This is a genomic window from Mesorhizobium sp. M0217 (genome assembly GCF_040321955.1).
In the GTDB taxonomy this organism is placed as follows: domain Bacteria; phylum Pseudomonadota; class Alphaproteobacteria; order Rhizobiales; family Rhizobiaceae; genus Mesorhizobium.
Genome location: NZ_JAMYSN010000001.1, coordinates 666,575 through 689,431, shown reverse-complemented (window position 1 = coordinate 689,431; position 22,857 = coordinate 666,575). Strand labels below are relative to the sequence as shown.

The 22,857-nt window shown below is 62.9% G+C and carries 24 protein-coding genes; 10 read left to right on the top strand and 14 right to left on the bottom strand.

The window, feature by feature from the left end:
• The first annotated feature begins 90 nt into the window (after positions 1-90).
• The 3 genes from NKJ18_RS03415 to NKJ18_RS03405 all read left to right on the top strand — a co-directional run bounded on the left by NKJ18_RS03415 (position 91) and on the right by NKJ18_RS03405 (position 3,418).
• On the top strand, positions 91-831 hold the full coding sequence (locus NKJ18_RS03415; protein WP_352757804.1) for a FadR/GntR family transcriptional regulator: 741 nt from the start codon (positions 91-93) through the stop codon (positions 829-831).
• 244 nt (positions 832-1,075) lie between these two features.
• A complete protein-coding gene (locus NKJ18_RS03410; RefSeq protein WP_352757803.1) occupies positions 1,076-2,062 on the top strand; it encodes an aldo/keto reductase in 987 nt (328 codons plus the stop codon).
• Positions 2,063-2,269: 207 nt separating this feature from the next.
• Positions 2,270-3,418, top strand: coding sequence for an extracellular catalytic domain type 1 short-chain-length polyhydroxyalkanoate depolymerase (locus tag NKJ18_RS03405; protein ID WP_023833644.1), 1,149 nt, complete (start codon positions 2,270-2,272; stop codon positions 3,416-3,418).
• A 53-nt stretch (positions 3,419-3,471) separates the two neighbouring features.
• Here the strand turns inward: NKJ18_RS03405 and NKJ18_RS03400 are convergent, their stop codons facing one another.
• The 4 genes from NKJ18_RS03400 to NKJ18_RS03385 all read right to left on the bottom strand — a co-directional run bounded on the left by NKJ18_RS03400 (position 3,472) and on the right by NKJ18_RS03385 (position 6,097).
• Positions 3,472-4,092 carry a hypothetical protein gene (locus NKJ18_RS03400; protein ID WP_031203899.1) on the bottom strand — a complete coding sequence of 207 codons (621 nt, stop codon included), beginning with the start codon at positions 4,090-4,092 and terminating at the stop codon, positions 3,472-3,474.
• A 182-nt stretch (positions 4,093-4,274) separates the two neighbouring features.
• On the bottom strand, positions 4,275-4,880 hold the full coding sequence (locus NKJ18_RS03395) for a general stress protein (protein ID WP_023704148.1): 606 nt from the start codon (positions 4,878-4,880) through the stop codon (positions 4,275-4,277).
• A gap of 31 nt (positions 4,881-4,911) precedes the next feature.
• On the bottom strand, positions 4,912-5,664 hold the full coding sequence (locus tag NKJ18_RS03390) for a DUF4142 domain-containing protein (RefSeq protein WP_352757802.1): 753 nt from the start codon (positions 5,662-5,664) through the stop codon (positions 4,912-4,914).
• 259 nt (positions 5,665-5,923) lie between these two features.
• Positions 5,924-6,097: a hypothetical protein gene (locus NKJ18_RS03385; RefSeq protein ID WP_155923304.1), complete on the bottom strand. Its 174-nt coding sequence runs from the start codon at positions 6,095-6,097 to the stop codon at positions 5,924-5,926.
• A 145-nt stretch (positions 6,098-6,242) separates the two neighbouring features.
• On the opposite strand from NKJ18_RS03385, the gene NKJ18_RS03380 reads away from it, so the two are divergent.
• From NKJ18_RS03380 to NKJ18_RS03365, 4 genes are all read left to right on the top strand, one after another.
• Positions 6,243-6,617 carry a hypothetical protein gene (locus tag NKJ18_RS03380; protein WP_352757801.1) on the top strand — a complete coding sequence of 125 codons (375 nt, stop codon included), beginning with the start codon at positions 6,243-6,245 and terminating at the stop codon, positions 6,615-6,617.
• A 201-nt stretch (positions 6,618-6,818) separates the two neighbouring features.
• On the top strand, positions 6,819-7,028 hold the full coding sequence (locus NKJ18_RS03375) for a hypothetical protein (RefSeq protein WP_023671091.1): 210 nt from the start codon (positions 6,819-6,821) through the stop codon (positions 7,026-7,028).
• A 515-nt stretch (positions 7,029-7,543) separates the two neighbouring features.
• Entirely contained in the window at positions 7,544-8,092 is a 549-nt protein-coding gene (locus NKJ18_RS03370) for a dihydrofolate reductase family protein (RefSeq protein WP_352757800.1), read from the top strand.
• A gap of 643 nt (positions 8,093-8,735) precedes the next feature.
• The gene (locus NKJ18_RS03365; protein ID WP_023671095.1) at positions 8,736-9,170 is read left to right on the top strand and encodes a hypothetical protein; all 435 of its coding nucleotides are present in this window, start codon (positions 8,736-8,738) and stop codon (positions 9,168-9,170) included.
• A 409-nt stretch (positions 9,171-9,579) separates the two neighbouring features.
• Here the strand turns inward: NKJ18_RS03365 and NKJ18_RS03360 are convergent, their stop codons facing one another.
• From NKJ18_RS03360 to NKJ18_RS03330, 7 genes are all read right to left on the bottom strand, one after another.
• The gene (locus NKJ18_RS03360) at positions 9,580-10,392 is read right to left on the bottom strand and encodes an SDR family NAD(P)-dependent oxidoreductase (RefSeq protein ID WP_023710874.1); all 813 of its coding nucleotides are present in this window, start codon (positions 10,390-10,392) and stop codon (positions 9,580-9,582) included.
• A complete protein-coding gene (locus NKJ18_RS03355) occupies positions 10,389-11,378 on the bottom strand; it encodes a sugar phosphate isomerase/epimerase family protein (RefSeq protein WP_352757799.1) in 990 nt (329 codons plus the stop codon). Before NKJ18_RS03355 ends, NKJ18_RS03360 begins: the two co-directional genes overlap by 4 nt.
• Positions 11,379-11,404: 26 nt before the next feature.
• A complete protein-coding gene (locus NKJ18_RS03350; RefSeq protein ID WP_023740891.1) occupies positions 11,405-12,172 on the bottom strand; it encodes an SDR family NAD(P)-dependent oxidoreductase in 768 nt (255 codons plus the stop codon).
• A gap of 39 nt (positions 12,173-12,211) precedes the next feature.
• Positions 12,212-13,318, bottom strand: coding sequence for an ABC transporter ATP-binding protein (locus NKJ18_RS03345; RefSeq protein ID WP_023751365.1), 1,107 nt, complete (start codon positions 13,316-13,318; stop codon positions 12,212-12,214).
• A gap of 82 nt (positions 13,319-13,400) precedes the next feature.
• Positions 13,401-14,306, bottom strand: coding sequence for a carbohydrate ABC transporter permease (locus tag NKJ18_RS03340; RefSeq protein ID WP_352757798.1), 906 nt, complete (start codon positions 14,304-14,306; stop codon positions 13,401-13,403).
• Positions 14,299-15,234, bottom strand: coding sequence for a carbohydrate ABC transporter permease (locus NKJ18_RS03335; RefSeq protein WP_352510350.1), 936 nt, complete (start codon positions 15,232-15,234; stop codon positions 14,299-14,301). Before NKJ18_RS03335 ends, NKJ18_RS03340 begins: the two co-directional genes overlap by 8 nt.
• 81 nt (positions 15,235-15,315) lie before the next feature.
• Entirely contained in the window at positions 15,316-16,581 is a 1,266-nt protein-coding gene (locus NKJ18_RS03330; protein WP_352757797.1) for an ABC transporter substrate-binding protein, read from the bottom strand.
• Positions 16,582-16,786: 205 nt separating this feature from the next.
• Between NKJ18_RS03330 and NKJ18_RS03325 the strand changes: the two genes are divergently transcribed.
• The gene (locus NKJ18_RS03325) at positions 16,787-17,932 is read left to right on the top strand and encodes an ROK family transcriptional regulator (RefSeq protein WP_023807226.1); all 1,146 of its coding nucleotides are present in this window, start codon (positions 16,787-16,789) and stop codon (positions 17,930-17,932) included.
• Positions 17,933-17,961: 29 nt separating this feature from the next.
• On the opposite strand, the gene NKJ18_RS03320 is transcribed toward NKJ18_RS03325, so the two are convergent.
• Together NKJ18_RS03320 and NKJ18_RS03315 are read right to left on the bottom strand one after the other, a co-directional pair.
• Entirely contained in the window at positions 17,962-19,002 is a 1,041-nt protein-coding gene (locus NKJ18_RS03320; protein ID WP_502906153.1) for an aminopeptidase, read from the bottom strand.
• A gap of 239 nt (positions 19,003-19,241) precedes the next feature.
• Positions 19,242-19,475: a hypothetical protein gene (locus NKJ18_RS03315; protein ID WP_023683168.1), complete on the bottom strand. Its 234-nt coding sequence runs from the start codon at positions 19,473-19,475 to the stop codon at positions 19,242-19,244.
• A 185-nt stretch (positions 19,476-19,660) separates the two neighbouring features.
• On the opposite strand from NKJ18_RS03315, the gene NKJ18_RS03310 reads away from it, so the two are divergent.
• Complete coding sequence (locus NKJ18_RS03310) at positions 19,661-21,661, top strand: AI-2E family transporter (protein WP_023686481.1); 2,001 nt, start codon at positions 19,661-19,663, stop codon at positions 21,659-21,661.
• 129 nt (positions 21,662-21,790) lie between these two features.
• Positions 21,791-21,949, top strand: a complete 159-nt coding sequence (locus NKJ18_RS03305) for a hypothetical protein (protein WP_023671107.1) — start codon at positions 21,791-21,793, stop codon at positions 21,947-21,949.
• 435 nt (positions 21,950-22,384) lie between these two features.
• Here the strand turns inward: NKJ18_RS03305 and NKJ18_RS03300 are convergent, their stop codons facing one another.
• Positions 22,385-22,753, bottom strand: a complete 369-nt coding sequence (locus tag NKJ18_RS03300) for a response regulator (RefSeq protein ID WP_023671108.1) — start codon at positions 22,751-22,753, stop codon at positions 22,385-22,387.
• Between the last annotated feature and the right edge of the window lie 104 nt (positions 22,754-22,857).

Sequence of the window (22,857 nt, the reverse complement as noted above, 5' to 3'; positions counted from 1 at the left end):
AATTTTCGTCACCTTGCGGCGAGCACCCGTCGATGCAATTCTTTGAATAAGATTCGGCCTTCGAACAAGAATCGAACCGGAGTGCCACCGATGGCGGAGCCCATGACTTTCGACGCCATACCGCAGGCGCCCAACCTGCGGACGGGTCTGGTCAACACGCTGATTGCGCAGATCGAATCCGGTGACCTTGCGCCGGGGCAGCGGCTGCCGACCGAGCAGGAGATTGTCGCTGCCACCGGTGTCAGCCGCACCGTGGTGCGCGAGGCGCTGGCGGCGCTGCGCGCGCGCGGGCTGATTACCACGCGCCAGGGGCTCGGCGCCTTTGTCGCCAAGGATCCGCCGCCGAAGACGTTTTCCGTGCTGCCCGACGATCTCGAATCGATCGACGAGGTGCTGCGCGTGCTCGAACTGCGCATGGGCATCGAGGTGGAAGCGACCGGTCTCGCCGCCGAACGGCGCAGCGAGGCGGCGCTTCAACAGATGAGCGCGCGGCTCGACGCGCTGGACGCGGCGGTGCGCGCCGGCGGCTCCGGCTCGGAAGAGGATTTCGGCTTCCACCGCGCCATTCTGGCGGCGACGCAGAACCCGAATTTCACCCGGCTGTTCGACACGTTCGGCAGCGCCATGGTCCCGCGCCATTGGACGCGGCTCGACCGCATGACGGAGGCCGAGCGGGAAAAATATCTCGACCGCATGCAGCGCGAGCATCGCGCCATTCTCGGGGCAATCGAAGCCAGGGACGTCAATGCCGCGCGGCGCGCCATGCGCAGCCATCTGACCAAAAGCTATGCCCGCTTCGAGGATCTGCGCAACAAGGCTGTTCACGATTAGGGGGCCAACCACGGTTGACGGACTGCTCATCCGGCGACCCCGCGGAGATAGAGTTCGCGCATCAGCGACATGTTCCTCCCGGCTCCAACTGTTGCAGTCTTACCCGGTTGTCATACAACCCTGTAATTTGGTAAAGCCAGGGAAGAGGGATGTCAATCACGTTGCCATGCGGTATGAGGCTCCCTGAAAAATCGCAATCATGGAGCCGGCATTGCCGGCGAGGCCGCAAGTCAGGAACAGCGAGATGCATTCACGGAAATTTGGCCGTTCCGGCAGATCAGTCAGCGAGATCGGCTTCGGCGCCTGGGCAATCGGCGCCGCCTGGGGCGAGGTCAATGACGACGATGCAGTCGCCGCCCTGCATGCTGGGCTCGATGCCGGCGTCAGCTTCCTCGACACCGCCGACGTCTATGGCGACGGCCGTTCGGAAAAGCTGATCGCACGGGTGATGAAGGAACGCGGCGGCGCGCGCCCGTTCATCGCCACCAAGGCCGGACGGCGGCTGCCGAAGCAGAGCGTCGAAGGCTACAGCGTCGAGAACCTCAACAGCTGGATCGACCGCAGCCTGACATACCTCGAGACCGACACGCTCGACCTGGTGCAGCTGCATTGCCCCTCGACGGATCTCTACTATCATCCGGAGGTGTTCGAGCGTCTCGACAAGCTCACCGAGCAGGGCAAGATCCGCAACTACGGCGTCAGCGTCGAGCGTGTCGAAGAGGCGCTGAAGGCGATGCAATATCCCGGTGTCGTCAGCGTGCAGATCATCTTCAACGCCTTTCGCCAGCGCCCGGCCGAGCTGTTCTTCGACCAGGCGAAAAAGAACGATGTCGCCGTCATCGCCCGCGTGCCGCTGGCCAGCGGCCTGTTGTCCGGCAAGTTCAGGGCGGACACCAAGTTCGAGACCACCGACCATCGCCTGTTCAACAGGAATGGCGAAGCCTTCGATGTCGGCGAGACGTTTTCGGGCGTGCCCTATGAGGTCGGGCTGGCGGCGGTCGAGAAGGTGCGGCCGCTGGTGTCAGGCGACACCACGATGGCGAAATTCGCTCTGCACTGGATCCTGATGTTCGACGCGGTGACGGTCGTCATCCCCGGCGCCCGCAATCCGGCGCAGGCGGTTTCCAATGCGGAAGCGGCGGAGCTCGCGCCGTTGTCCTCCGAGTTGATGGCCAAGGTGAGGGCGGTCTACGACGAGAACATCAAGCCCTACGTGCATCAGCGCTGGTAACCCGGCGCCTGCCGGCCTCGACCGGCTGACCGACCAGAGGTCAGCCGGGCGCAATTGCGCTCGTCGTTACAAGCTGTGCAGCGGCTCCTGTGATCCACCGGTCATTTAACCGACCGCGCCGCTTGTTATTGTGCAGTGCAGCAACGATATTGCTGCGTGTGCGTTGTGTGCACGAGTCTGCCCATTCCGGCGCGCAAGGATACCGATTTGCGAGACATATCCGATACGATCGCCCGGCTGAGCGCGATGCGCGGCCGGCCAGCCGGTACAGGACAGAGCAAGGACGACCACCTGTCCGAGATGACAGGGTTCGGGTCCAATCCGGGCGCCTTGCGCGCGCGGTTTTATCGTCCTGAAAACCTGCCGAAGCAGGCGGCGCTGGTCGTGGTGCTGCATGGCTGTACCCAGACTGCGGCCGCGTACGATCATGGCTCCGGCTGGACCGAACTTGCTGCCGATCAGGGTTTTGCCGTGCTTTTTCCCGAGCAGCAGCGCGCCAACAACGCCAATCTTTGCTTCAACTGGTTCGTGCCAGGCGATATAAGCCGCGACAGCGGCGAGGCGCTGTCCATCCGCCAGATGATCGAGGCGGCCGTGGTCACTCACGGTCTCGACCGCAAGCGGATATTCGTCACCGGCCTTTCCGCCGGCGGCGCCATGGCGGCGGTGATGTTGGCGACCTACCCGGACGTGTTTGCCGGTGGCGCGATCATTGCCGGGCTTGCCTATGGCAGCGCCTCGACCATCCCCGAAGCCTTCGACCGCATGCGTGGCCATGGCGGCCCGTCCAGAACCGACCTGCAGCGTCTGTTGCGGGAGGCTTCGCCGCACAAGGGGCCGTGGCCGAGGATTTCGATCTGGCAGGGCTCGGCCGACACGACCGTGGTGCCTTCCAATGCCGGCGCGGTGCTGGCGCAATGGCAGGGCGTGCACGGCCTCGCTCAAGCGCCGACACGCACGGAAAAGGTCGACGGTCAGAGCCGCAAAGTCTGGTCCGATGGCAAAGGCCGCGACGTGGTCGAGGCATACAGCATTGCCGGCATGGGCCATGGCACGCCATTGCAGGCGAGCGGCGACAATGCTCTCGGCAAAGCAGGGCCGTTCATGCTGGATGCCGGGATTTCCTCGACGCGCCACATCGCCCGTTTCTGGGGGCTGACGAAGCCAGAGGTACGACGCACGGCGAAAGCCGAGGCCGCTTCAGGCACTGCATTGCAGCCTTTCTCGCCAAAGGAAAAACCGCGAGCTGTCCGTGTCGATCCGGCCCCGGAGCCTGTCAATCCGCCAGGCGGTCCGGCGGGCGGGATTACCAAGGTCATCGAGGACGCGCTGCGGGCAGCGGGATTGATGCGCTGAGGCTGAGGCTCGCCCCGCACACGCCCAAAATACAAGGGCAAGCGCCAGCATCATTATCGCAGCAGGCCTTCGTCCTCGAACGCATCCCAGCCCTTCAATCCGGGCGGCGGGCCGTCCGTGTTCCGGGCCTTCCTCGCAGTGCGTGCCTGCCCGGTGCCTTTTCCCGCGCGCGTCAACGCGGCCTTGCCCGCGCCGCGCCGCCTGTTCTCGGCGACCGCCTGGACATCCTGCTCTCTCCAGACTGTTGCCAAATCGCGGTCCAGGACGTCCTCGATGTGGCGCGGGTCGAAAACGTGGAAGGTGACAGACTTTGATCGCCCACGCATCTTGACGGTGCGTGTGCCGGTGCTTTGCAGCCGACCGTCCTTGCGCCATTTGTGGCGCTCGCGCGAAGAGATCGTAAGGATATCCTCGACCTCGCGTGGAAGCACAGGCAGCGCTTCCACTCCCTCCAGTGTTTTGGAGATACTGGCAGAGGCGGCCTTGAACGCTTCCGCTTCGGATCTCGACATTCGCAATGCGATGCGGCCCGTCTCGGCCTTGACGTGCTTCCTGACTGCCCATGGCAGCCGGGCTCTGACTTCACGTTCGATCCCCTTGGAGCGCACGGCGGACCCGAGTGTCGCTGACGGCGACAACGGCCATTCGGCAATCAGTTGCGGGGAGGGGCTCATGCCTTCCTGGGGCTGGGTTCGTTGGTTCGACGTTAACACGGCGAGAGCCGGTCAAGCCAAGGCAACAGCGAAAAGGGGCAGGTCCGATGAGAACCCGCCCCTTATGGCCGAATCTGAACGTCGCTTGCAGTGCGCCGACAGCACCTTCGGCCCCGCCGCCGTACGGCGACGGGGCTCGATGATCAGAGTGGGCTGGCGTTGCGCGTTCTGTCGCGCTCGGCCTCGATGTCGGTGTAGGGGTCGGCATTGGCATCGAAGCCGGTCCAGCCACCGGCTTCATAGGCGCGTCGGCGGTCTTGCAGATCGACCGAGTTGGACTCGCCAAGAATACGCTCGGCCTCATCGGCGAGTTCGTCACTGACCCTGGCGGTCACCATCGTGCCACCGCGGCGAACGCCCTCCGCATAGACATGCGCATCCCTTTCGGGGACGCCTGACTCGGTCAGCGCCCCGACGATGCCGCCGGCAGCGCCACCGACGACCGCGCCGCCAACGGCGCCGACCGCGGTGGCGGCCAGCCATCCTGCGGCCACGACCGGACCGACGCCCGGAATGGCCATGATGCCGAGCCCTGTCAGAAGCCCGCCGGCGCCGCCAATGACGGCTCCGAGACCGGCGCCGCCCGCTGCATCCTCGGCGGCGTTGGAGGTGTCGCCATCGTCGTACCAGTCGTCCGAATTGTTGGCGACGATGCTGATGTCGGCCTGCGGCACGCCGATTGCCTCCAGTTCGCCGACGGCATCGGAGGCATCATCGTAGTTGTCGAAAAGTCCGGTTACGGTTTTCATGGTCTTGATCTCCTCGATCTGGTTCAGAGGTTCAGTTGGCGCCGGCAACGACGTTGCCCTGATAATCGAGCGCCACGGTCGTGGTCTTGCCATCCTTGGTGGCCTGACCGCGCCAGATGCCCTGGTCGTCTTTGGTCAGCTTGGACACGCCGGAGAAGCCGGCATCCTGAATGCGGCTCTTCGCCTGATCCTCGGTGAAGCTGTTGGCACCCGGGACCGGGGCGGCCGGATTGGTGGTGTCGGTCGTGCTCACGGCCGGGGTGGTGGAGCTGGTGGTCGACGATGCATTGTCGGCGGAAGCGATCTTCTCGACCATTTCCTGATGCATTTTGAGCGTCGGCAAGGTCTCGGAGGCGAAGGTCTTCAGCTGCGCGTTGTCGCCGTCCTTGGCATAGCTCTCGAACAGCGTGACCGCCTCCGAATGCGCATCGCGCTGCATCTGGACATAGGGCTTGTCGACGGCATCGTTGGCATTCTGCAGAGCCTCCAGATCGGCCTTGTGCTTGGCGTCCAGCTCCGTCGGGACTTTCAGCTTCTGTTCGCCGGCGATGGTCGCAAGCTTGGCGTTGGCGGCGCCGTGATCGTCGATCATCCGCTTGGCGAAATCCTTGACGCCTTGATCCTGGGCCTTGCCCTCGGCGATCTTGCTGGAATCCACTTCGAACAGGCCGCCGATGGCGGCCTTGTCGACAAAGTCCTGAGCGCTGTCGGCGGCGAAGGCGGGCAGGGCGAACATCATGGCTGTGGCGGTGGCCAGCGAAGCTAGAAGAACACGTGTTTTCATGGACAGAAATCCTCGTTGGGGCACACATCGTGCTGTGAGCCTAACCAGTGCGGCCAAGCTTTGTTCCGCCGCCCAAGCGTTATAGCCGGGAGGGTCGATGCCGCGATGATGGCCCCTCGTCAGCGGCTTTTTGCGCCTTTGCCATGCCGACGCTGAGGACGGCGACCCGCTCGATGGGCGCCTTGCAAGTCGATCAAAAAGGGAAACGAGGCCCTTCGCCGCCGGCAAGTGAACACCGCCCGCGGTGAACTATCGAGGTTCAGCGATCGTTGCGTTCGAGGCGGCGCGCAACCTCTGTCTGGGCGACCTGCAGCAGCGTGTCTATTTCGAACATCGCCGCGGCATGGCCGCCGTCGCGAATGACACGGCGGGCGCGGTGTAGCAGATCGGAGACCGTCCGCAGCGTTTCAGCATGGCTCGATCGATTCGACAAATGCGTGCCCTCCGTCAACCACAACCGTTGGATCGGGAGAGTGTTCCCAAAGTTGGCGGCCGGCCGGGTGAATGACTGTGAGCGCAGGCAGCGGAACCATCCTTGTCCGTTGGCCGTTCCCCCTGCCTCAACGAAAGGAACAGCCATGGCCGAGAACGACACCCCGAAGGACACCGCGAAGGACACCCCCAAGGACACCCCGAAGATTTCCGCCCGAGAGGCCCAGGAGTCCCTGGAGAAGCAGGTCGCATCGCTGAGGCGCGAGATCAGCAAGATCAACCGGACGCTTGCCGAGCGCGCAGAAGATGCCGTCGGCGAAGCCGGCGGCTGGTACGGCAGCGCGACCGAGCGCGCGGCACGGGCAACGCAGCAGCTGAGATCGCAGGCGCAGACGGTGTCCGAAGCCGTCCAGCAAAATCCCGGCACCATCAGCAGCGCTTTCGTGCTTGGCGGCATTGCCGGGTTGTTGATCGGCATGCTGCTCGGGCAAAGCCAGGAACGCGACCGAAGCTGGTTCTAGTGGCGTATCTTATGACTATTGCGCCCGCCGGTTTTGCCGGCGGGCTTTGTATGGACGCCAGATCACTGTGGCTTTGAGTGAAAAACTCCCCGCTCGGGTAAACGGGATTTGTGGTCGCCGCCGCCTGCGTGGCGCCCTCGACAGGTGAGTTGAGTTTCCCTGCCGCGGTCGTATGTTGTTGACCGCAGTGGAGGATCACAAATGCCCATTCGACGCAAAGCCACCGAGGCCGGCGTTTTGCAGCCATCCGAACTCGAGCTGTTGGGCCGTGTATTCGAGCAGCTTAAGCGCGACGGTCAATCGCCGGAAGCACGCGACGCCATCGCATCCCGGATTATCGCGAACTATATGGCCGGCGTGGTCGACGAAGCCGAGCTCGTCAGTCTTTCGAGGCAACCGCTGGGCCGGTAGTGCGCTTTCCATTCCGGGTTCAGAAGAGTTTCAGGTCGTCAAATCAGAGGGATAAGGCAATGCCGGCTGACCCACCGATAGAGCGACGGTCGCTTATCCGTGATCTTGTTCTGAAGGAAGCGACAATCCGCGTTGGCGACGCCAGTATCAATTGTCTGGTTTGCAACCAGCACGCCCATGGCGCGGAGCTACGGGTGAAGGCCGATATCGCAATCCCCGACCGTTTCGTGCTTCACGTGCCGGTCGATCATACCAGCTATCGCGCCGTGGTGCGGTGGAGACGGAACGAGCGACTTGGGGTGCAGCTTGATTCGGGAAGGCAGGCCTAGATGGCGGTAGCCGGGACGGATCACCCAGCTGTTCAAGTGCAGGGTTGATGGGACAAGGCAGGGCTCGTTTGCGGCACGAACGCTTCTTCCATGCTGCTTGCGATTTGCAATCAGTTGCTATAGCGTCTGACTGCTTGCAAATTACAAGCGGTTAATCCGTGAACCGACTATGCGAAGGCGCTGCTTATGGCCAAACTTATCTTGGGAATGAACGTTTCCATCGATGGCTATGTCGATGACCTTGCCGGAAATCTGGTCATGGGCGCACCAAGCCAGAAGCACTTCGAGTACTGGATCGAGACGATTCGCAACCATGCCGGCGCTGTGTATGGCCGCCGGATGTACGAGGTCATGCGCTATTGGGACGATGATCACGCGGAATGGGATGCTTCGCTTCGCCAGTTCGCGACACTCTGGCGCAAGCTGCCCAAATGGGTCGTTTCGCGCACACTTTCACGGGTCGGCCCGAACGCCACCCTCATCTCCGGCGATATTGAAGCGCAGATTCGCGAGATCGCGGCCCGCACGGAGGGTACCCTGAGCGTTTCCGGTCCGGAACTGGCCGGCCTTATGACCAGGCTGGGGCTGATCGAGGAGTATCACCTGCACGTGAGGCCGTTCGTGCTCGGCAAAGGCAAGCCTTTCTTCCACGAGGCAAGGCCTGCGCTGCAACTGGTGTCGAGCACATTGATCGATGACGATACGGTTCATATGATCTATGTGCCGCGAGGCTGAACGATAAGGCGCTTCAGCGCCAACATGCGAACCTGGAGAGGGCCTGGTCCCGGCCTTCGCGCCGAGGTCTCACATGTCAGCTTGCGTGCTGGGTACCCAAGCAGCAGAGGGTCTGCTGTCGGCCCAAAATCTGCCGGTCAGCAATGCGCCCCATGCCGGTCAAAGAGGCCTTGCCGCCGTTCCTCGCCCGAAGCGCCGCTTCGGTTGGTCCTTCAGTGACCTGGCGGCCCAAGGGCGTCGTCCTCCACCGCCCGACCTCGTCCGCAACTCATCGTTGCCGCCAGCGGCTCTGCTCCTGGCCTTCCCGCGATGACCGAGCGGGTAGTGAAACATCATGGTCAAGCCTGAAAAGCAAGGTCCAACCTAGCCGCCTTTCCAGGCCTGCGTCATCATCGTCCAGCAGTTCAGGATCCTGCGTGCGCCAGCCGGGTCCGTCGGGTCGGCCGGCCGCACAGTTTTTTTCATCCCGCTGGAACATTGGCGAAGGAATGCAGTTGGGGTCGCTGCAGATGCCGCCGCGTGGTGCCTGTGGGCGATTGGTGGCAACACCTGATCGGCCGCCGCTCCTTTACGAGGCGGCTTAGCGTGTGAGCCAATCCTGCAGCAAAGGCCTTGGGATTGGAACGACCAACAGGAGGCAGTCATGAAGCACCAGACACTCGATCAACTCCAGTCAGTCGCGGACATCAGTCCACTATCGCCGGCTCTGCTGGCTACAAGGACGCAACGGATAGAGCGGTGGGCGGAACTGCTCTATCGAAATCCGACGCGCTCCCTTGTGGCTCTCACCGGGACTGAGCATCTGCATCCCTCTGTCCGCGGAGAAGCGCGCGCGGTCGGATCGGCGATCAGTGTCGCCTTTGACGATCCACTGCTGCGTGCGTCGGGCATGCAATCGGATACCTACGGGGAAGCCAGACGCTTCTTCGAACTCTCCGATTGGCAGTTGCATGAGATCGTCTGCAGTTGCCACACCGGCGCCACCATGCAGGCTGGCTGGGCCGCCGGGCGTGTCCGCAGGGTCCTCAATGGGAGCAAGATATTGGCTTGGCTGAGAAAAGGATTCATGCCGCACTGAGACACAGCGCTTGCGCCTGAAGAAGCATGCAGGCTCCAGCAGAGATTGCGTCGGCTCCGCGAAGGCATGGCTGACCTCAATGGAGTAGGGCGGCCGAGTTGCTTGCGACTTCAGAAATGACGTTCACCATTGCTTAGTGGACCTCGTCAGGGTGATCGGCAAGTTCGTGAATAGCGAGTACCAGCGCCAGTTTCGACCAACCGGTCGGCAGCGCCCTCGTGACCAAGCGGGGTTACTTATCCTCGGTGCGTCACATGTGCGCTTCGTCAGCGGTATAGCCTGCCAATCCCTCCACAGCCGTTTTGACGCTGCGAAAAGCTCGAGGCGTGAGGGGGCAATTTAACCCAGGAATCCCGAAAACGGACCTTCCGCTTTCGGCCCCGAAATTGAAATCCGAGGCACCCCGCCATCACCCCGGAAAGATCGTAAACCCGCCATCGACGCGGAGCACCTGCCCATTGATAAATCGTGCGCGGGGGCCGGCTAGAAAGGCCACCGCCTCGGCGATCTCCTCCGGCTCGGCATAGCGGTTCAGCGACTTCTTGCTCGAATCCATGCGCTCCGGATCGACCGTGCGGGTCGCCTGGAAGCGTGCCGTCTTCGTGGCGCCTGGGCTGACCGCGTTGATGCGCACGCCGTCGTCGATCAGTTCCTTGGCGAGACAGCGCGTGTAATGCACGACCGCGGCCTTCAAGGTGGAGTAAACGACCTCGGGCGAGCAGCCGAGATGTGCCGCCGCGGAGGCGATGTTGATGACGGAGCCGCCGCCGCGCTGCTTCATCGGCGGCACGAAGGCCTGGCAGACCAGCATCGTGCCGATCAGATTGTTCTCGGTGAGCACGCGGATGTCGTCCAGTTCGATGTCGAGGGCGTTGTTCGGGTTCGGCTTGCCGCCCTTGGCGCCGATGTCGCCGCCAGCGCAATTGACCAGCACATGGACGTCGCCGAGATCGGCCTCGATCCTGCGCTTCATCTCGGCCACCGCCTTCTGGTCGCCAATGTTGCCGGTCACCGACGTGACCTTCGTGCCGTGCCGCTTCAGGCGCTCGACCACTTCGCCGAGATTGGCGAACTCGCCGTACTTCGCCGGCGCTTCCTCGTCCATGTCGTGGATCGCGACATTGGCGCCGAGTTCGGCCAGGCGCTCGGCCATCACGCGGCCGAGGCCACGGCCGGAGCCGGTTACGAAGGCGGTCAATCCATCGAGTTCACGTGCCGTCATCGGATATTCTCCATCAGTTTGCGCATGTTGGCGGCGCTGCGCCGGATCATGTCGAGCTCATAGGAAACCAGTGAGACGTCGGCTTCGCGCTCCCAAGGCGTGCGGTAGTCGGCATCGTCGGGCAGCCGGTTGCGCTGCGCGGCCGCCAGGCAGGCGGCAAATTCGCGTGCCGTCTTCTGCGGATAGCCGCGCCACCAGTCGTCGCTGAGATAGCGGACATGCCGCGCCTCCAATGCGCCCGGTTCGAGGACGGCGGTCAGGCGATCATGGTGCTGGGCAAGAATTGCAAACAGCTCGGCGAACGGCACAGCACCGTCACCGATGGCGCAGCGGATCAGCCGGTAACCTTCGGTCGTGAACTGCACGCGGTAATCCTTGAGGTGGACATGGCGGACATAGGGGGCGATCACCTTCGTAAAATCGAGCGGCGCTTCGCCGACCGGGAACGTGTTGCCGGTGTCGAAGGTCACGCCCACACTGTCACCACCGAGGGCGCAGAAATCGACGAGTTCCCGGCTGGTAAAGTCCTGGTGGTTTTCGATCGCAAGGACATACCCTTCGGTATTCGCGCGGGGACCCCATTCCACCAATCGCCCCCGAATGATGCCGACGTACTCGCTCCATTTTGCGCCGGCGGCGTTGCGGTCGCCGCAGAGAACCGGCGTCAGCGCCGTCCGGATGATTTTGGCCTTGAGCAGGCGCGCGGCCCGAAACGCATCGTCGAGCGGTTCGCCCACCAGCAGGCCGCCGCTGACGACCGGCGTGATGCCAAGGCCGGCGAGCCGTTCGCGCAGCGCGATCACCGCGTCGTCGGAAAGCTCGCTCAGCCATGGCACCCAGATCTCCAGCACGCGCGCGCCGAGATCGGTCGCGAGCGCGATGAAACCTTCGAGCCCCGCAGGTCTAGGATTGGCGCGTGGCGTGCCGCGGCCCTGGAGGCCGAGATGATAGGTCAGGCCGTAGGGGTTCAGGCCGACCTCGAGCATGAAGCGATCCTTTGAGTCAGGTGTGGTCATCTCAGGCCGGCATCCACGGTGATCGACTGCTTGGTGATCATGCGGCTGTCGTCGGCGGCGAGGAACAGCACCGTGCGCGCGATCTCCTCGCCGAGCAGAACCTTGCGGATCACCTGGCGCTGCACGACCTGGTCGACCGAACCTTGGGTCTTGTACCAAAGCTCCCGCTGCCGGTCGGTGATGACGGCGCCCGGCTCGATGGCGTTGACGCGGATGTTGTCGGGGCCAAACGCCCGCGCCAGCGCGAAGGTCAGCCCGACCACCGCAGCCTTGGCCGCCGCATAGGGCGCCATCTCTGACGCGCCGAAACGCCAGGCGATCGAGGAAAAATTGACGATCGAACCAAAGCCCACTTCCTTCATGTGCGGATGCACGGCCTGAGCGGCAAAGAAGTGGTGCCTGAGGTTCACATCCTGGGCGTGGTCCCAATATTCCTGCGTCACGTCGGCGACGGAGAGGCGATTGTCATCGGCGGCGTTGTTGACCAGCACCGCGACAGGCCCTAGGCGGTCGCGCACCGTGCCGATCGCGGCCTGCAGCGCAGGGATATCGGTCACGTCGCAGCGCAGGAACAGGGGCGGATGCGCTGCCGTGGCGGCGAGGTCGCGGGCAAGCTGCTCGCCGGCCTCCTGCTGCAGATCAAGAAACGCCACTCGTGCGCCATTGGCGGCGAAGGCGCGGACCGTGTCGGCGCCGATGCCCGACGCACCGCCGGTGATCAGCACGACACGCTCGGACAGGCTCGGATAGGTGGCGAAGGACAAGGCGGAACTCTTTTCAGATCAAGCTTCGGTCAGATCGGGTCAGATCAGGCGTTGGGTCGTCGGGTCGAACAGGCACGCCCGCGCCATGTCGATGCCGAGCGTCACCGTCTCGCCCATAAGCGGCGTGCCGTCGGGGTCGAAACGGCCGGTGATCTCCTTGCCGCCCAGGCGCAGGACGGCCATGGTCTCCGCGCCTGTCGGCTCGACCAGTTCGACCACTGCATTGATCTGCGCGATGCCCGGCTTGCGGCGCGCAAGGTCGGGATCGAAGCGGTAGATATGCTCGGGACGGATGCCGAGCACGAGCTGTCGCGGCGTGTCGGATGGGAGCGCCTGGACCATCGGCAGGCTGGCCGTCTTGCCGTCGGCGGTCTGCAACACAACAGTGGCGCGACCGCCTTCCTGGCTCAGTTCCGCGGCCAAAAAATTCATCGCCGGCGAGCCCATGAAGCCGGCGACGAACATGTTGGCCGGACGGTTGTAGATCGTGGCCGGATCGTCGAATTGCTGGACCTCGCCCTGATGCATCACGGCGATGCGCGACGCCAGCGTCATCGCCTCGACCTGGTCGTGGGTGACGTAAACCGTGGTCTTGCCGACGCGGTGATGCAGCTTCTTGATTTCGGTGCGCATGTCGACCCGCAGCTTGGCATCGAGATTGGAAAGCGGCTCGTCGAACAGGAACAGTTTGGGATCACGCACGAGCGCCCGGCCCATGGCGACGCGCTGGCGCTGGCCGCCCGAGAGCTGTCCGGGCTTGCGGCCAAGCAGCGGTTCGATCTGCAGGAAGGCAGCAACTCGACTGACGGCCTCGTCCTGCTGCGGCTTCGGGACGCGGCGGCTTTCCATGCCGAAGGTGATGTTCTCGCGCACCGTCATCGTCGGGTAGAGCGCGTAGGACTGGAACACCATGGCGATGTCGCGGTCCTTCGGCGGCACCGAATTGACCAGCCTTCCGTCGATGCGGATCTCGCCGGAGGTAACAGATTCGAGCCCGGCGATCATCGCTAGCAGAGTGGACTTGCCGCAGCCGGACGGTCCGACCAGCGCGATGAACTCGCCGTTCCGCGCTTCGAGATCGATGCCCTTCAGCACCTCGGCCGCGCCGAAGTTCTTGCGCAGCGATCGGATGGTCAATGTCGACATGCGATGCCCTTCTTGGCGGACGGGACGATCGGCGACAGGAGACAGGCTCCGCTCACTGGATCGCGCCTCACTTGACGGCGCCTCACTTGATCGCCCCTTGGGTCAGGCCACGAACGAAATACTTGCCGCCGAAGAGATAGATCAGCAGCGGCGGCAGCGCGCCGATCAGCACGGCGGCGCTCATGACATCGTAGGCGCGCACATTGGTGCCGCTTGCCGTCAGCGCGACGAGCGCTGCCGTGATCGGCTGTTGCTGCCCGGAGGTGAAGACGACGCCGAACAGATATTCGTTCCAGATGCCGGTGAACTGCCAGATCACCGTGACGATCAGGATCGGCGAGGAGAGCGGCAGAATGATCTTGCGGAAGATGCGCCAGAAGCCGGCGCCGTCGATGCGCGCCGCCTTGATCAGGTCGTCGGGGATGCTGACGTAGTAGTTGCGGCAAAACAAAGTGGTGAACGAAATGCCCTGGATAACGTGGATGAGGACGAGCCCGTAGACCGAATTGCTGAGGCCGAGATTGCCGAGGATGAACGCCCACGGCATCAACGAAATCTGGCCCGGAATGAAGACGCCGAGCAGCATGCAGGTGAACAAAGCTTCCGAACCTCTGAAGCGCCATTTCGACAGGATGTAACCGTTCATCGCGCCGACCGTCGTCGAGATGATCGTGGCCGGGATCGTCATCTTCAGGGAATTGTAGAAGTTGCGCTGCATGCCCTCGCAGGTGCCGCCGATGCAATAGGTGCTCCAGGCCTGGCCCCAGGCATCGAGGCGGAAGCTGCGCGGCAGCGAGATCAACCCGTTGCGTGCGATCTCCTGCTGGTCGCGGAATGAATTCAGCACCACGACCAGCAACGGGACCAGGTAGATCGCCGCGAAGACGACCAGCAGCCCATAGATGGCGAAGCGGGTGAGAAAATGCCGGCGCGACGCGACTGCGGCAGCGCGACGGTCGAGCGACTGGTCCAGGGAGACGTCAGCCATGGCCGGCTTCCTTGCGCCGGCGCCAGACCACCCAGAATGAATAGGGCACCAGCACCACGGCAACAGCGGCAAGCATCATGATGGCGGCGGCCGCACCTTCGCCGATCTGGCCGCGTTGGAACATCAGGTCATAGACGTAGATGGCGGGGAAGGTGGTCGAGATCCCCGGGCCGCCTTTGGTCAGGGCCGCCACGAGGTCGAAGGTCTTGATGGCGAACTGGATCTGGATGACGGCGACCGCCAGGAAGATCGGCGCAATGGTTGGCAGAAGCACCTTGCGATAAATGCGGAACGTCGATGCGCCGTCGATCTGCGCGGCCTTGACGAGGTCCTGATCCACCGAGCGCAGGCCGGCCAGGAACAGCGCCATGGCAAAGCCCGAGGCCTGCCAGACACCGGTGATGATCACCGCGTAGATCGCATAGTGCCGGTCGCTGGCGAGTGCGAAACTGAAGCTCGCCCAGCCGAAACCGCGCACCATGGCCTGGATGCCGTCGGTCGGATTGTAGAGCCAGCTCCAGACCGTGCCGGTGACGATGAAGGAGACGGCCAGCGGATAGAGGAAGATCGTGCGCCAGGCCGCTTCGCCGCGCACGCGCTGGTCGATCAGGATCGCCAGCAGCAGTCCCACCGCCATCGAGCCGACGATGTAGAAAGCGCTGAAGAAAAACAGGTTGTTGTAGGCGATGTTCCAGCGCCGGTTCGCCCACAGCGACGCGTAGTTGTCCAGGCCGACGAAGCCGTAGGTCGGCAGCAGCGAGGAGTTGGACAGCGAGATATAGAGCGTCCAGCCGGTGAACACGAAGACGTAGACGAAGCTCGCCACGAGAGAGGGGCCGAGCACCAGCAAGGGCATCGCGGAGCCCAGCCGCTCGCGCCAGGGGCGGGCGGGCGTCGGGACCGACAGGATCAGGTCGTGATTTGACATTCAGAGCACGGAAATTGGCAGAGCACGGGACTGGAAGGGAGGACGGCCGGGCGGATAGGCATCGCGCCCGGCCATTCCCGTCTATTTCTGTGCTTCCGCCGCGTCGGCCATCGCATTGGCGCCATCCTCCGGCGACATGTCCGGCGTCGCCACGAACTCGGTAATGGAGTCCATGATCGCGCCGCGCATCTTCTGCGGGATGGTCATGTTGTGCGCCATCGAGCGGACCAGCGTGCCGTCCTTGATCGAAGCCTGGAGATCCTTCTGGGAGAGCTGCTGGCACGGATTGAAGCCCTTCGACAGATCGATATCCAGGCGCGCGGGGATCGAGCCCTTGGCCTGGTTGAAGACCGTCTGGAAGTCGGGCGACAGGATCAGGCTGGCCAGCAACTTCTGGCCGTCGATGAAATCCTGGTCCTTCTGCTTGAAGAACACGACCGAGTCCGAGTTGAGGATGAAGCCGGGTTTGCCCCAATCGGTCGGCGCCTGGGCGCAGACATAGTCGGTGCCTTCCTTGAAACCGGCGGCGGTCAAAAGGCCGATCGTCCAGTCACCCATGATGTGGAACGCCGCGTCGCCCTTGCCGACGAGCGCGGACATCGAATCCCAGTCGCGGCCGACCATGCCCGGATCCATGTACTTGCTCGTCATCAGGCGCATCTGCGTGAAGGCCTTGACCATCCCCGGGCTGCGCATGGACTCGACATCGCCTTCGACGAAGGCCTTGCGGTAGAGATCGATGTCCTGGCCGTAGAGCACGACCTCGAACACCGTCGAATCCGTCCAGTCGGCGGTCGAATGCGAGATGCAGATCTTGCCTGTGGCGACGATCTTGTCGCAGGCCGCATTGAACTCGGCCCAGGTCTTCGGCATTTCCGCCACGCCGGCCGCCTGCATGACCTTGGGCGAGGCCCAGAGCCAGTTGATGCGGTGGATGTTCATGGGCGCGGCGACCCATTTGCCGGTCGGCTTCATCACCGGAAGCAATTCCGGCGCCACCACTTTCTCCCACCCTTCCGAGGCCGCCAACTCGTCGAGATCGGCGGTCATGCCGGTCTCGTTCCATTCGGCGATCTCAGGGCCCTTGAGCTGCACGGCAGGCGGGGCATTGCCGGCGATCACGTCGGCGCGCAGCTTGGCCAGCGTATTGGCGGTGTGGCCGGCGATCGAGGTCTGTTCCCATTTGCCGCCCTTGGCCGTGAACATCTCGCCGAGCTTGGCGATCGCCTGGGCGTCCGATCCGGTCGCCCACTGGTGCAAAAGGTTGGTCTTGGGTTCGGCGAAGGCTGCCCCGGCGAAAAATGTGCACGCAGCAGCGGCCGCAAGCGCGGTCATGACGGACTTCATCGTTTCACTCCCATATCGTGTTGCACGGTTCGTCTCGACCGCTTATGGCCGCGGTTTGAAGCCGCCGCCGGCGAGATGCGTCAATCTCGAGTTCTTTCCAAGATGACATATTGGAGCTATCAGTCAACGATGTTTATGTTGAGCTATGACAAAACCTTCGCTTAGAACCTGGCTGATCGACAGACCCTCCGCGTCGCCGGAGAGCATGATCGTGCGCTGCCTGAGCGAGCGCGGCGCACTCTCGGCGTTGCAGATCGCACGCGCCACCGGTCTGGCGCGCTCGACGGTGTCAACCGCGCTTAACGGCTTGAAAAAGTCTGGAATGGTGATCGAAGCCCCGACCAGCCGCGACGGCATCAGAGGCATCGGCAGGCCAGCCGCGGCGGTGACGCTCAATCCGACAGCGGGCACCTGCGTCGGCATTCACCTGGCTCTTCAGCAGATACGGCTCATCGTCGCCGATGTCTCGCATTCCGTCATTGCCGAACAAAATATTCCAATGGCGCTGGACTACCAGCCGCAACAGGCGGCCCAGGCGGTCAAATCGGCGATTGCCCAATCCTACAGGGAAAATGGTCTGCCGATGGCGGGGCTCCTGGGGGTTGGTGTCTCCGTCTCCGGCCCTGTCAGCCGCGATGGAGTGGTGCTGCGCGCAAGCATGGTTCCAACATGGGCCGGCGTCAACATACGAGATGTGTTCGGACCCGTTCTGGAACAGCCGATCTTCGCCGACAACGAGAGCAACTGCGCGGCCATTGCCGAGCTGATGTGGGGTGCGGCCGTCGGCCAGGACGATTTCGTGCTGTTCAAGATCGATCTGGGTGTCGGCGGGGCCATTGTCCAGCATGGCCGGCTGGTGACGGGCGTCGCCGGCGGCGCCGGCGAATTCGGGCACATCAGCATCGATCCCGGCGGCGACCTTTGCCGCTGCGGCAATCGCGGGTGCCTGGAGCTCTACGCGAGTTTTACCCGACCGCTGGAACAGATTTCGCGTGTCGTTGGGCGGCAAGTCACCATGGACGATGTCATCGCCATGGCCGAGCAGGGCGACGTCAGGGCGTTGCGGATGATCGAGGATACCGCCGAGATCGCCGGCCGGGGTCTCGGCCTGATCGGCTCGGTGCTCAATCCGCCGCTTATCATCATCGGCGGCCACATGGCTTTGGCAGGGGACATTCTGTTGACGCCGCTGATCGCGTCCTATGAACGCCATACGCTGATCAAGTCCCGCGATATCGCTCCCGCCCTGCGCACGCGCATCATCGTTGGCAAGCACACCGAGAACGATGCCTTGCTGGGCGCGGTCGGCCTCGTTTTGAGACACCAGACGAAGGAACTGTCGCTGGGGTGATCGTCAGGACCTGCCTGTGCTTGTTCAAGTCAATTGCATGTGCCCGCAGCCTTGAGCGCTTCGGCGCGGGACGATTTGGGCAAATCCGCGATCCGCCGGACAGAAGCGTAAAACCTCGGATAGTCGCCGGAACACAGGTCGAACAAGCGAAGAAAGGCCGGAACCTGTTCACCGTAGACAGAAGTTGCGGCGAGCTTGGCGTTGTTGATCGGGGCAGCGAACCAGGCGTCGTATCCCCGGTATCCCGCCCAGTGCCTGTCGCGCATCCGCCGATAGCGCGCCCGCATCCTCTCGATCGCGGCTGCCTTGGCAGTCGCCATCTGCTCCGGGGTACGGGGACTACCATAGACCTGCCTTAACTCGTCGCGCGTCCTCGCCACCAGTCCGAGAAAATCGGCGCTGCGTTTGCGGTCGGCTTCGTATCGGCGCAATCCGGCCCAGTCGCCGGCGGCGCGCAGCCATTTCCTGACGCCGCTGGTTTCGACGGCAACGGCGAATGCCTCGTTGAATGCGGAATCGCCATCCACATAAAGCCGCTGATGCGCCAGTTCATGAAAAACAAGGCTTGCGAGATAGGTGTCGTCCTGACGCAGCATGGTGCTCAGCAGCGGGTCACTCGACCAGCCAAGCGTGGAATAGGCGGTGACGCCCGAGACATAGACGTCGAGGCCTTGTCTTTGAAGCTCGACAGCGCTTTCAGCCGCGGATTTCCGGGAGAAATAACCCCGGTATGGAACGCAGCCGAAAACCGGAAAGCACCATGTTCGTGGCGCAAGCGAGAATTGCGGCGCGGCAAAAACGGCCCAGGTCACGGCATCGCGATGGATGTCGACATAGCTGCGGTAGCTGCTGTTCTCGGGCAATGCCAGTTCATCCGTCGCAAACCGTCTTATCGCGCTGGCCGACGTCAATTTCGCGCGCAATGCCTCGGGCGTCGAAGGGTCAAGGATGAGTTTCCCGACATTCCTGCGCGCGGCCATGATCTGCGTGTGACCCTGCAACGACTGCGCGTAGTAGGAAATGCTCGTGCAGCCGGTCGCCCCGGACGCGATGATCGCCGCGGCAAGCATCTGAAGAACGCGCTTCACTGTTTGCCCACCCTTGCCCATCTCCCCATGCAGCAAACGTCCTGGTCCACCTCAAACAGGAGGCACCGGTTTCCGTCAAGAGCTGCAGGGGCAGGGGGTGACACCGACCTGGGCAGGGCAAGGCGGCCATTCGATCTAGGATTGACGAAAGTCCACCGCAGGGCGGAGCGGGCGAGATACGGACCGTCCGTCGAGACGCGGTTCCCCCAAGCTGCCGCGCGCTACTGGTCCGAAAACCTGACGCTCACGCCGCGCTGGCGAAAATAAGCCTGCATCAACTTACGGCCCGAGCGGTTGTTCTGGGCCAATTTGGCCGGATTGAACACCGCCTGTTTTGCGCCCTCTCGTGTCAGCGCAGCCTTGAGCTCCGCGATATGGGCGTCGATGTCGGCATTGTCCGCCCGCAGCGAGGCATAGATACTTTCGGTCGCTTCAGCCACAGTCGGTTCGCTCACAGATGTCGTCCTTTGGTTGGTTGGGCGGCGGCTTTACCACAGATTTGCGGCTCCGACGATATCGACTGAACCGTCAGAGCACAGCGCCCAGGGCGCAAAACCGCAAAACGTATGTATTCGGCCCTGCTAAACATTGCCCGGCAGGCGAATGGGTCTAACTATCGCTAGGAAACGGGGGGAATCACGTGGCTGCCAATCGTCGAAACGACATCTCATCGTCCGAGCGAGGGCTAGGACGGATTCTTGCGGCAGGCAATGCCCATCCGCGCACAGCTCTGCCTACCGTGGCAACCATCGTCACGACAGTAGCTGCGCTGTATTTCGGTCGTGAGGTGTTCCTTCCCATTGCCATCGCGCTGCTTTTGACCTTTGCGCTGGTGCCGATGGTCTCCGCACTGAAGCGTGTCGGCTTGCCTCGGCTGCCCGCAGTGCTTCTGAGCGTGATTGGCGCATTCGCGGCCCTGGGCCTGTTCAGCTTCATTGTTGCGACCCAGGTAAGCGAGCTTGCTCAGAACATTTCCGTCTACCAGACAAACATTCTGACCAAGGTACGTTCCCTCAAGGAGACGGGCGTTGGTGGCGGCATAATTGCCAGGCTGAGCGGGGTGATCGAGCGTGTCGGTCAGGAGATCGACAAGCAGGATGTGGCGCCGCCTGCGGCCGACAAGCCCCGGCGCGAGCCTGTTCCCGTCGAGATCGTCGCCCGCGAGAGACCTCTGGAGGTATTGCAGAACATCATCGGACCGTTGATCAGCCCGCTGGCATCAGCTGGCCTGATCATCATCGTCGTCATCTTCATGTTGCTTGAGCGCGAGGATCTGCGCGACCGGTTTATCCGCCTCGTCGGCTATGGCGACCTCCATCGCACAACGCAGGCATTGCAGGATGCCGGCAAACGGGTTGGCCGCTATCTGATCATGCAATTGGTGGTCAATATCGTCTACGCGATACCAATCGCAATTGGCCTTTGGGTGCTCGGCATTCCCAACGCGCTGCTGTGGGGGTTGCTGGCACTGGCGCTGCGCTTCGTTCCCTATATCGGCCCTGTTATCGGCATGCTGCTGCCCTTGTTTCTGGCCTTGGCGGTTGCGCCCGGCTGGTCGCTGGTGCTGTGGACCGCTGCACTGTTTGTCGTCATGGAATTGGTAACCGGCAACGTCATCGAACCGTGGCTCTATGGCTCGCGCACGGGACTTTCTCCTTTGGCAATCATCGTTGCGGCAATTTTCTGGACATGGTTGTGGGGGCCGCTCGGCCTGGTCCTTTCGACGCCGCTGACAGTTTGCCTCGTCGTCCTCGGGCGACATGTTCCGCAGTTCGAATTTCTCGACGTCCTGTTTGGCAACGAGCCCGTCCTTGAATCTCACGCCCGGCTCTATCAACGGCTCCTGGCCGGCGATCCCGACGAGGCCACTGACCATGCCGAGGAGATCCTCGAGGAGAAGTACCTGATCGATTTCTACGACACTGTCGCCATTCCTGCTCTCCTGTTGGGCGAGCAGGACCGCATGCGTGGCGTGATGGGCGATCAACAGCGAAGGCAGGTGGCGGCGAGCGCCCAAATTCTTGTGGCAAATCTTGCCGACGATGCACAGGAAGAGGCAAGCGAGGAAGATGCGCCGGCAACCACCGCGGAAGGGAGCGCGAGCAGGGAAACAGATGGCGTCGAAGAGGAAGAGATCGAGCTGCCCGACGGCAAGGACATGTCGGTGCTTTGTGCCGGCGGTCGCGGCGAACTCGACGATGCCGCTGCCGCCATGCTCGCTCAGGTGCTGGAGGTGCAAGGTGCTACGGTGGCGAAGGCCAGTTTTGTCGATATGGAGCCGGCAGGTATTCGTCGTCTCGAACTAGAGGCGATCGACACCGTCGTGGTCGGTTTCCTGAACCGGGATTCGCTCAAGCATGCCCGCTTTCTGGTCCGGAGACTGAAGCGCGCCAAGGCAGGTTTGAGAATTGGGATTGTGTTCTGGTCAGACGCGGAGCAGGGCGATGTCGGGCAAGAAAGGCAAGCTTTGGCCGCCGACATCAGCGCCGATTTCGTAGCGCACGGCATGGTCAACGCTGTGCTTGGCGCACTTTCTCCAGCGCCGGCCGTTCCCCTCAAAGTCGTTTCGAAACGCCGCGATCGACGCCGTCCGGCCCCTCGAAAACGGATCCCGGCCCAGGCAACGGCCGCAACAGCCTAGCCGCACCGCCATGTCTCAGATTGCCGCGCCGGCGCTGGAATGCCTGGTGCGACGGCAAGATCGTCCCCACTCGCAAACCATGGAACAATCTCGCGGCCTTGCGGTTCCTAACATCGAAGGAGAACCCCCATGCTTAGATTCCTTATCCGCCTCGGCGCGATCTACGCGGCGTTCCAGATCGGCCGAGAGTTCGGCCGCAAGGAGACCGAAATCATGCTCCTGCCGCCGCCCGTTGACTACGAGCGGCAACCGACGTCAAGAAACGAAACCGATTTCGGAGAGGCATAGGACCGGTCAATCTGTCTGGTCGATCTGGCCCATGCTGGCGCCGTCCCTGCGCGGGGCGCTTTATCGTACGAACGGACCCGGCCACTTGGCTGTTGCCAGGATCGTTTCTGGCAACGCAATAATTGAGCCGCTATCTCTGTCGCTCAAACGCGGCACAGCGAGGTTGACCGTGCGTCGAAGAATGAGTCTCAGATCCTGGCGTTGAGCCGATGGAGAAGGCATGATCAGCACGGGCAAGGACGAGCACAACCCTAAGAAAGTGGAAGGGAATGAAGCACTGGTGCTGTCAACTGCCAAAGAGACCGGCATCACCGAGGATCAAGCGCGCGACCTTGTTCGCCTGATCGGCACCGGCCGCAATTCGCTGCTCCGTGAGGCACGGCAGCTGCTCCGGCAGCGCCTGGCTAGTTTAGACCGAAGGTGCTCAGAGCACGGCTATCCCGTCGCCTTCTGCTGCCCGGCGGTCATCGCTTTGAGAGCCCGGACCACCTCTGCAGGTCCGGCGGGTTTCATCACTCTTACGCCGGACGAGAACGCTTCGGGGGTTTCCTCGAGCCCCAGGCCGGAATAGACGATGAAAGGAACCGCCCGCCCTGCCAAGGTTTTTGCCGCGTCAACAGCCTCGCCGTCCGACAGCCTTACGTCCAGGATCGCTGCGGCGGGGGTATGGTCCGCAAGAAAACGTTTCGCCTGGGAACATGTCGCCGCCAATGCCACGGCAAAGCCCGCCTCCGAAAGAGTGGACTCCATATCCAGTGCTATCAAGGCTTCGTCGTCGACGACAAGGACCAAGGGTTTGCCCATGCGCGGATGATCGCACGTTTGTAGATGGAAGACGAGTCGAGGCTACGACCCTTTTAGGGTCCGGTTCCCGTACGCAGCGGGTCGAGACCGCGAGCAATGGGAAC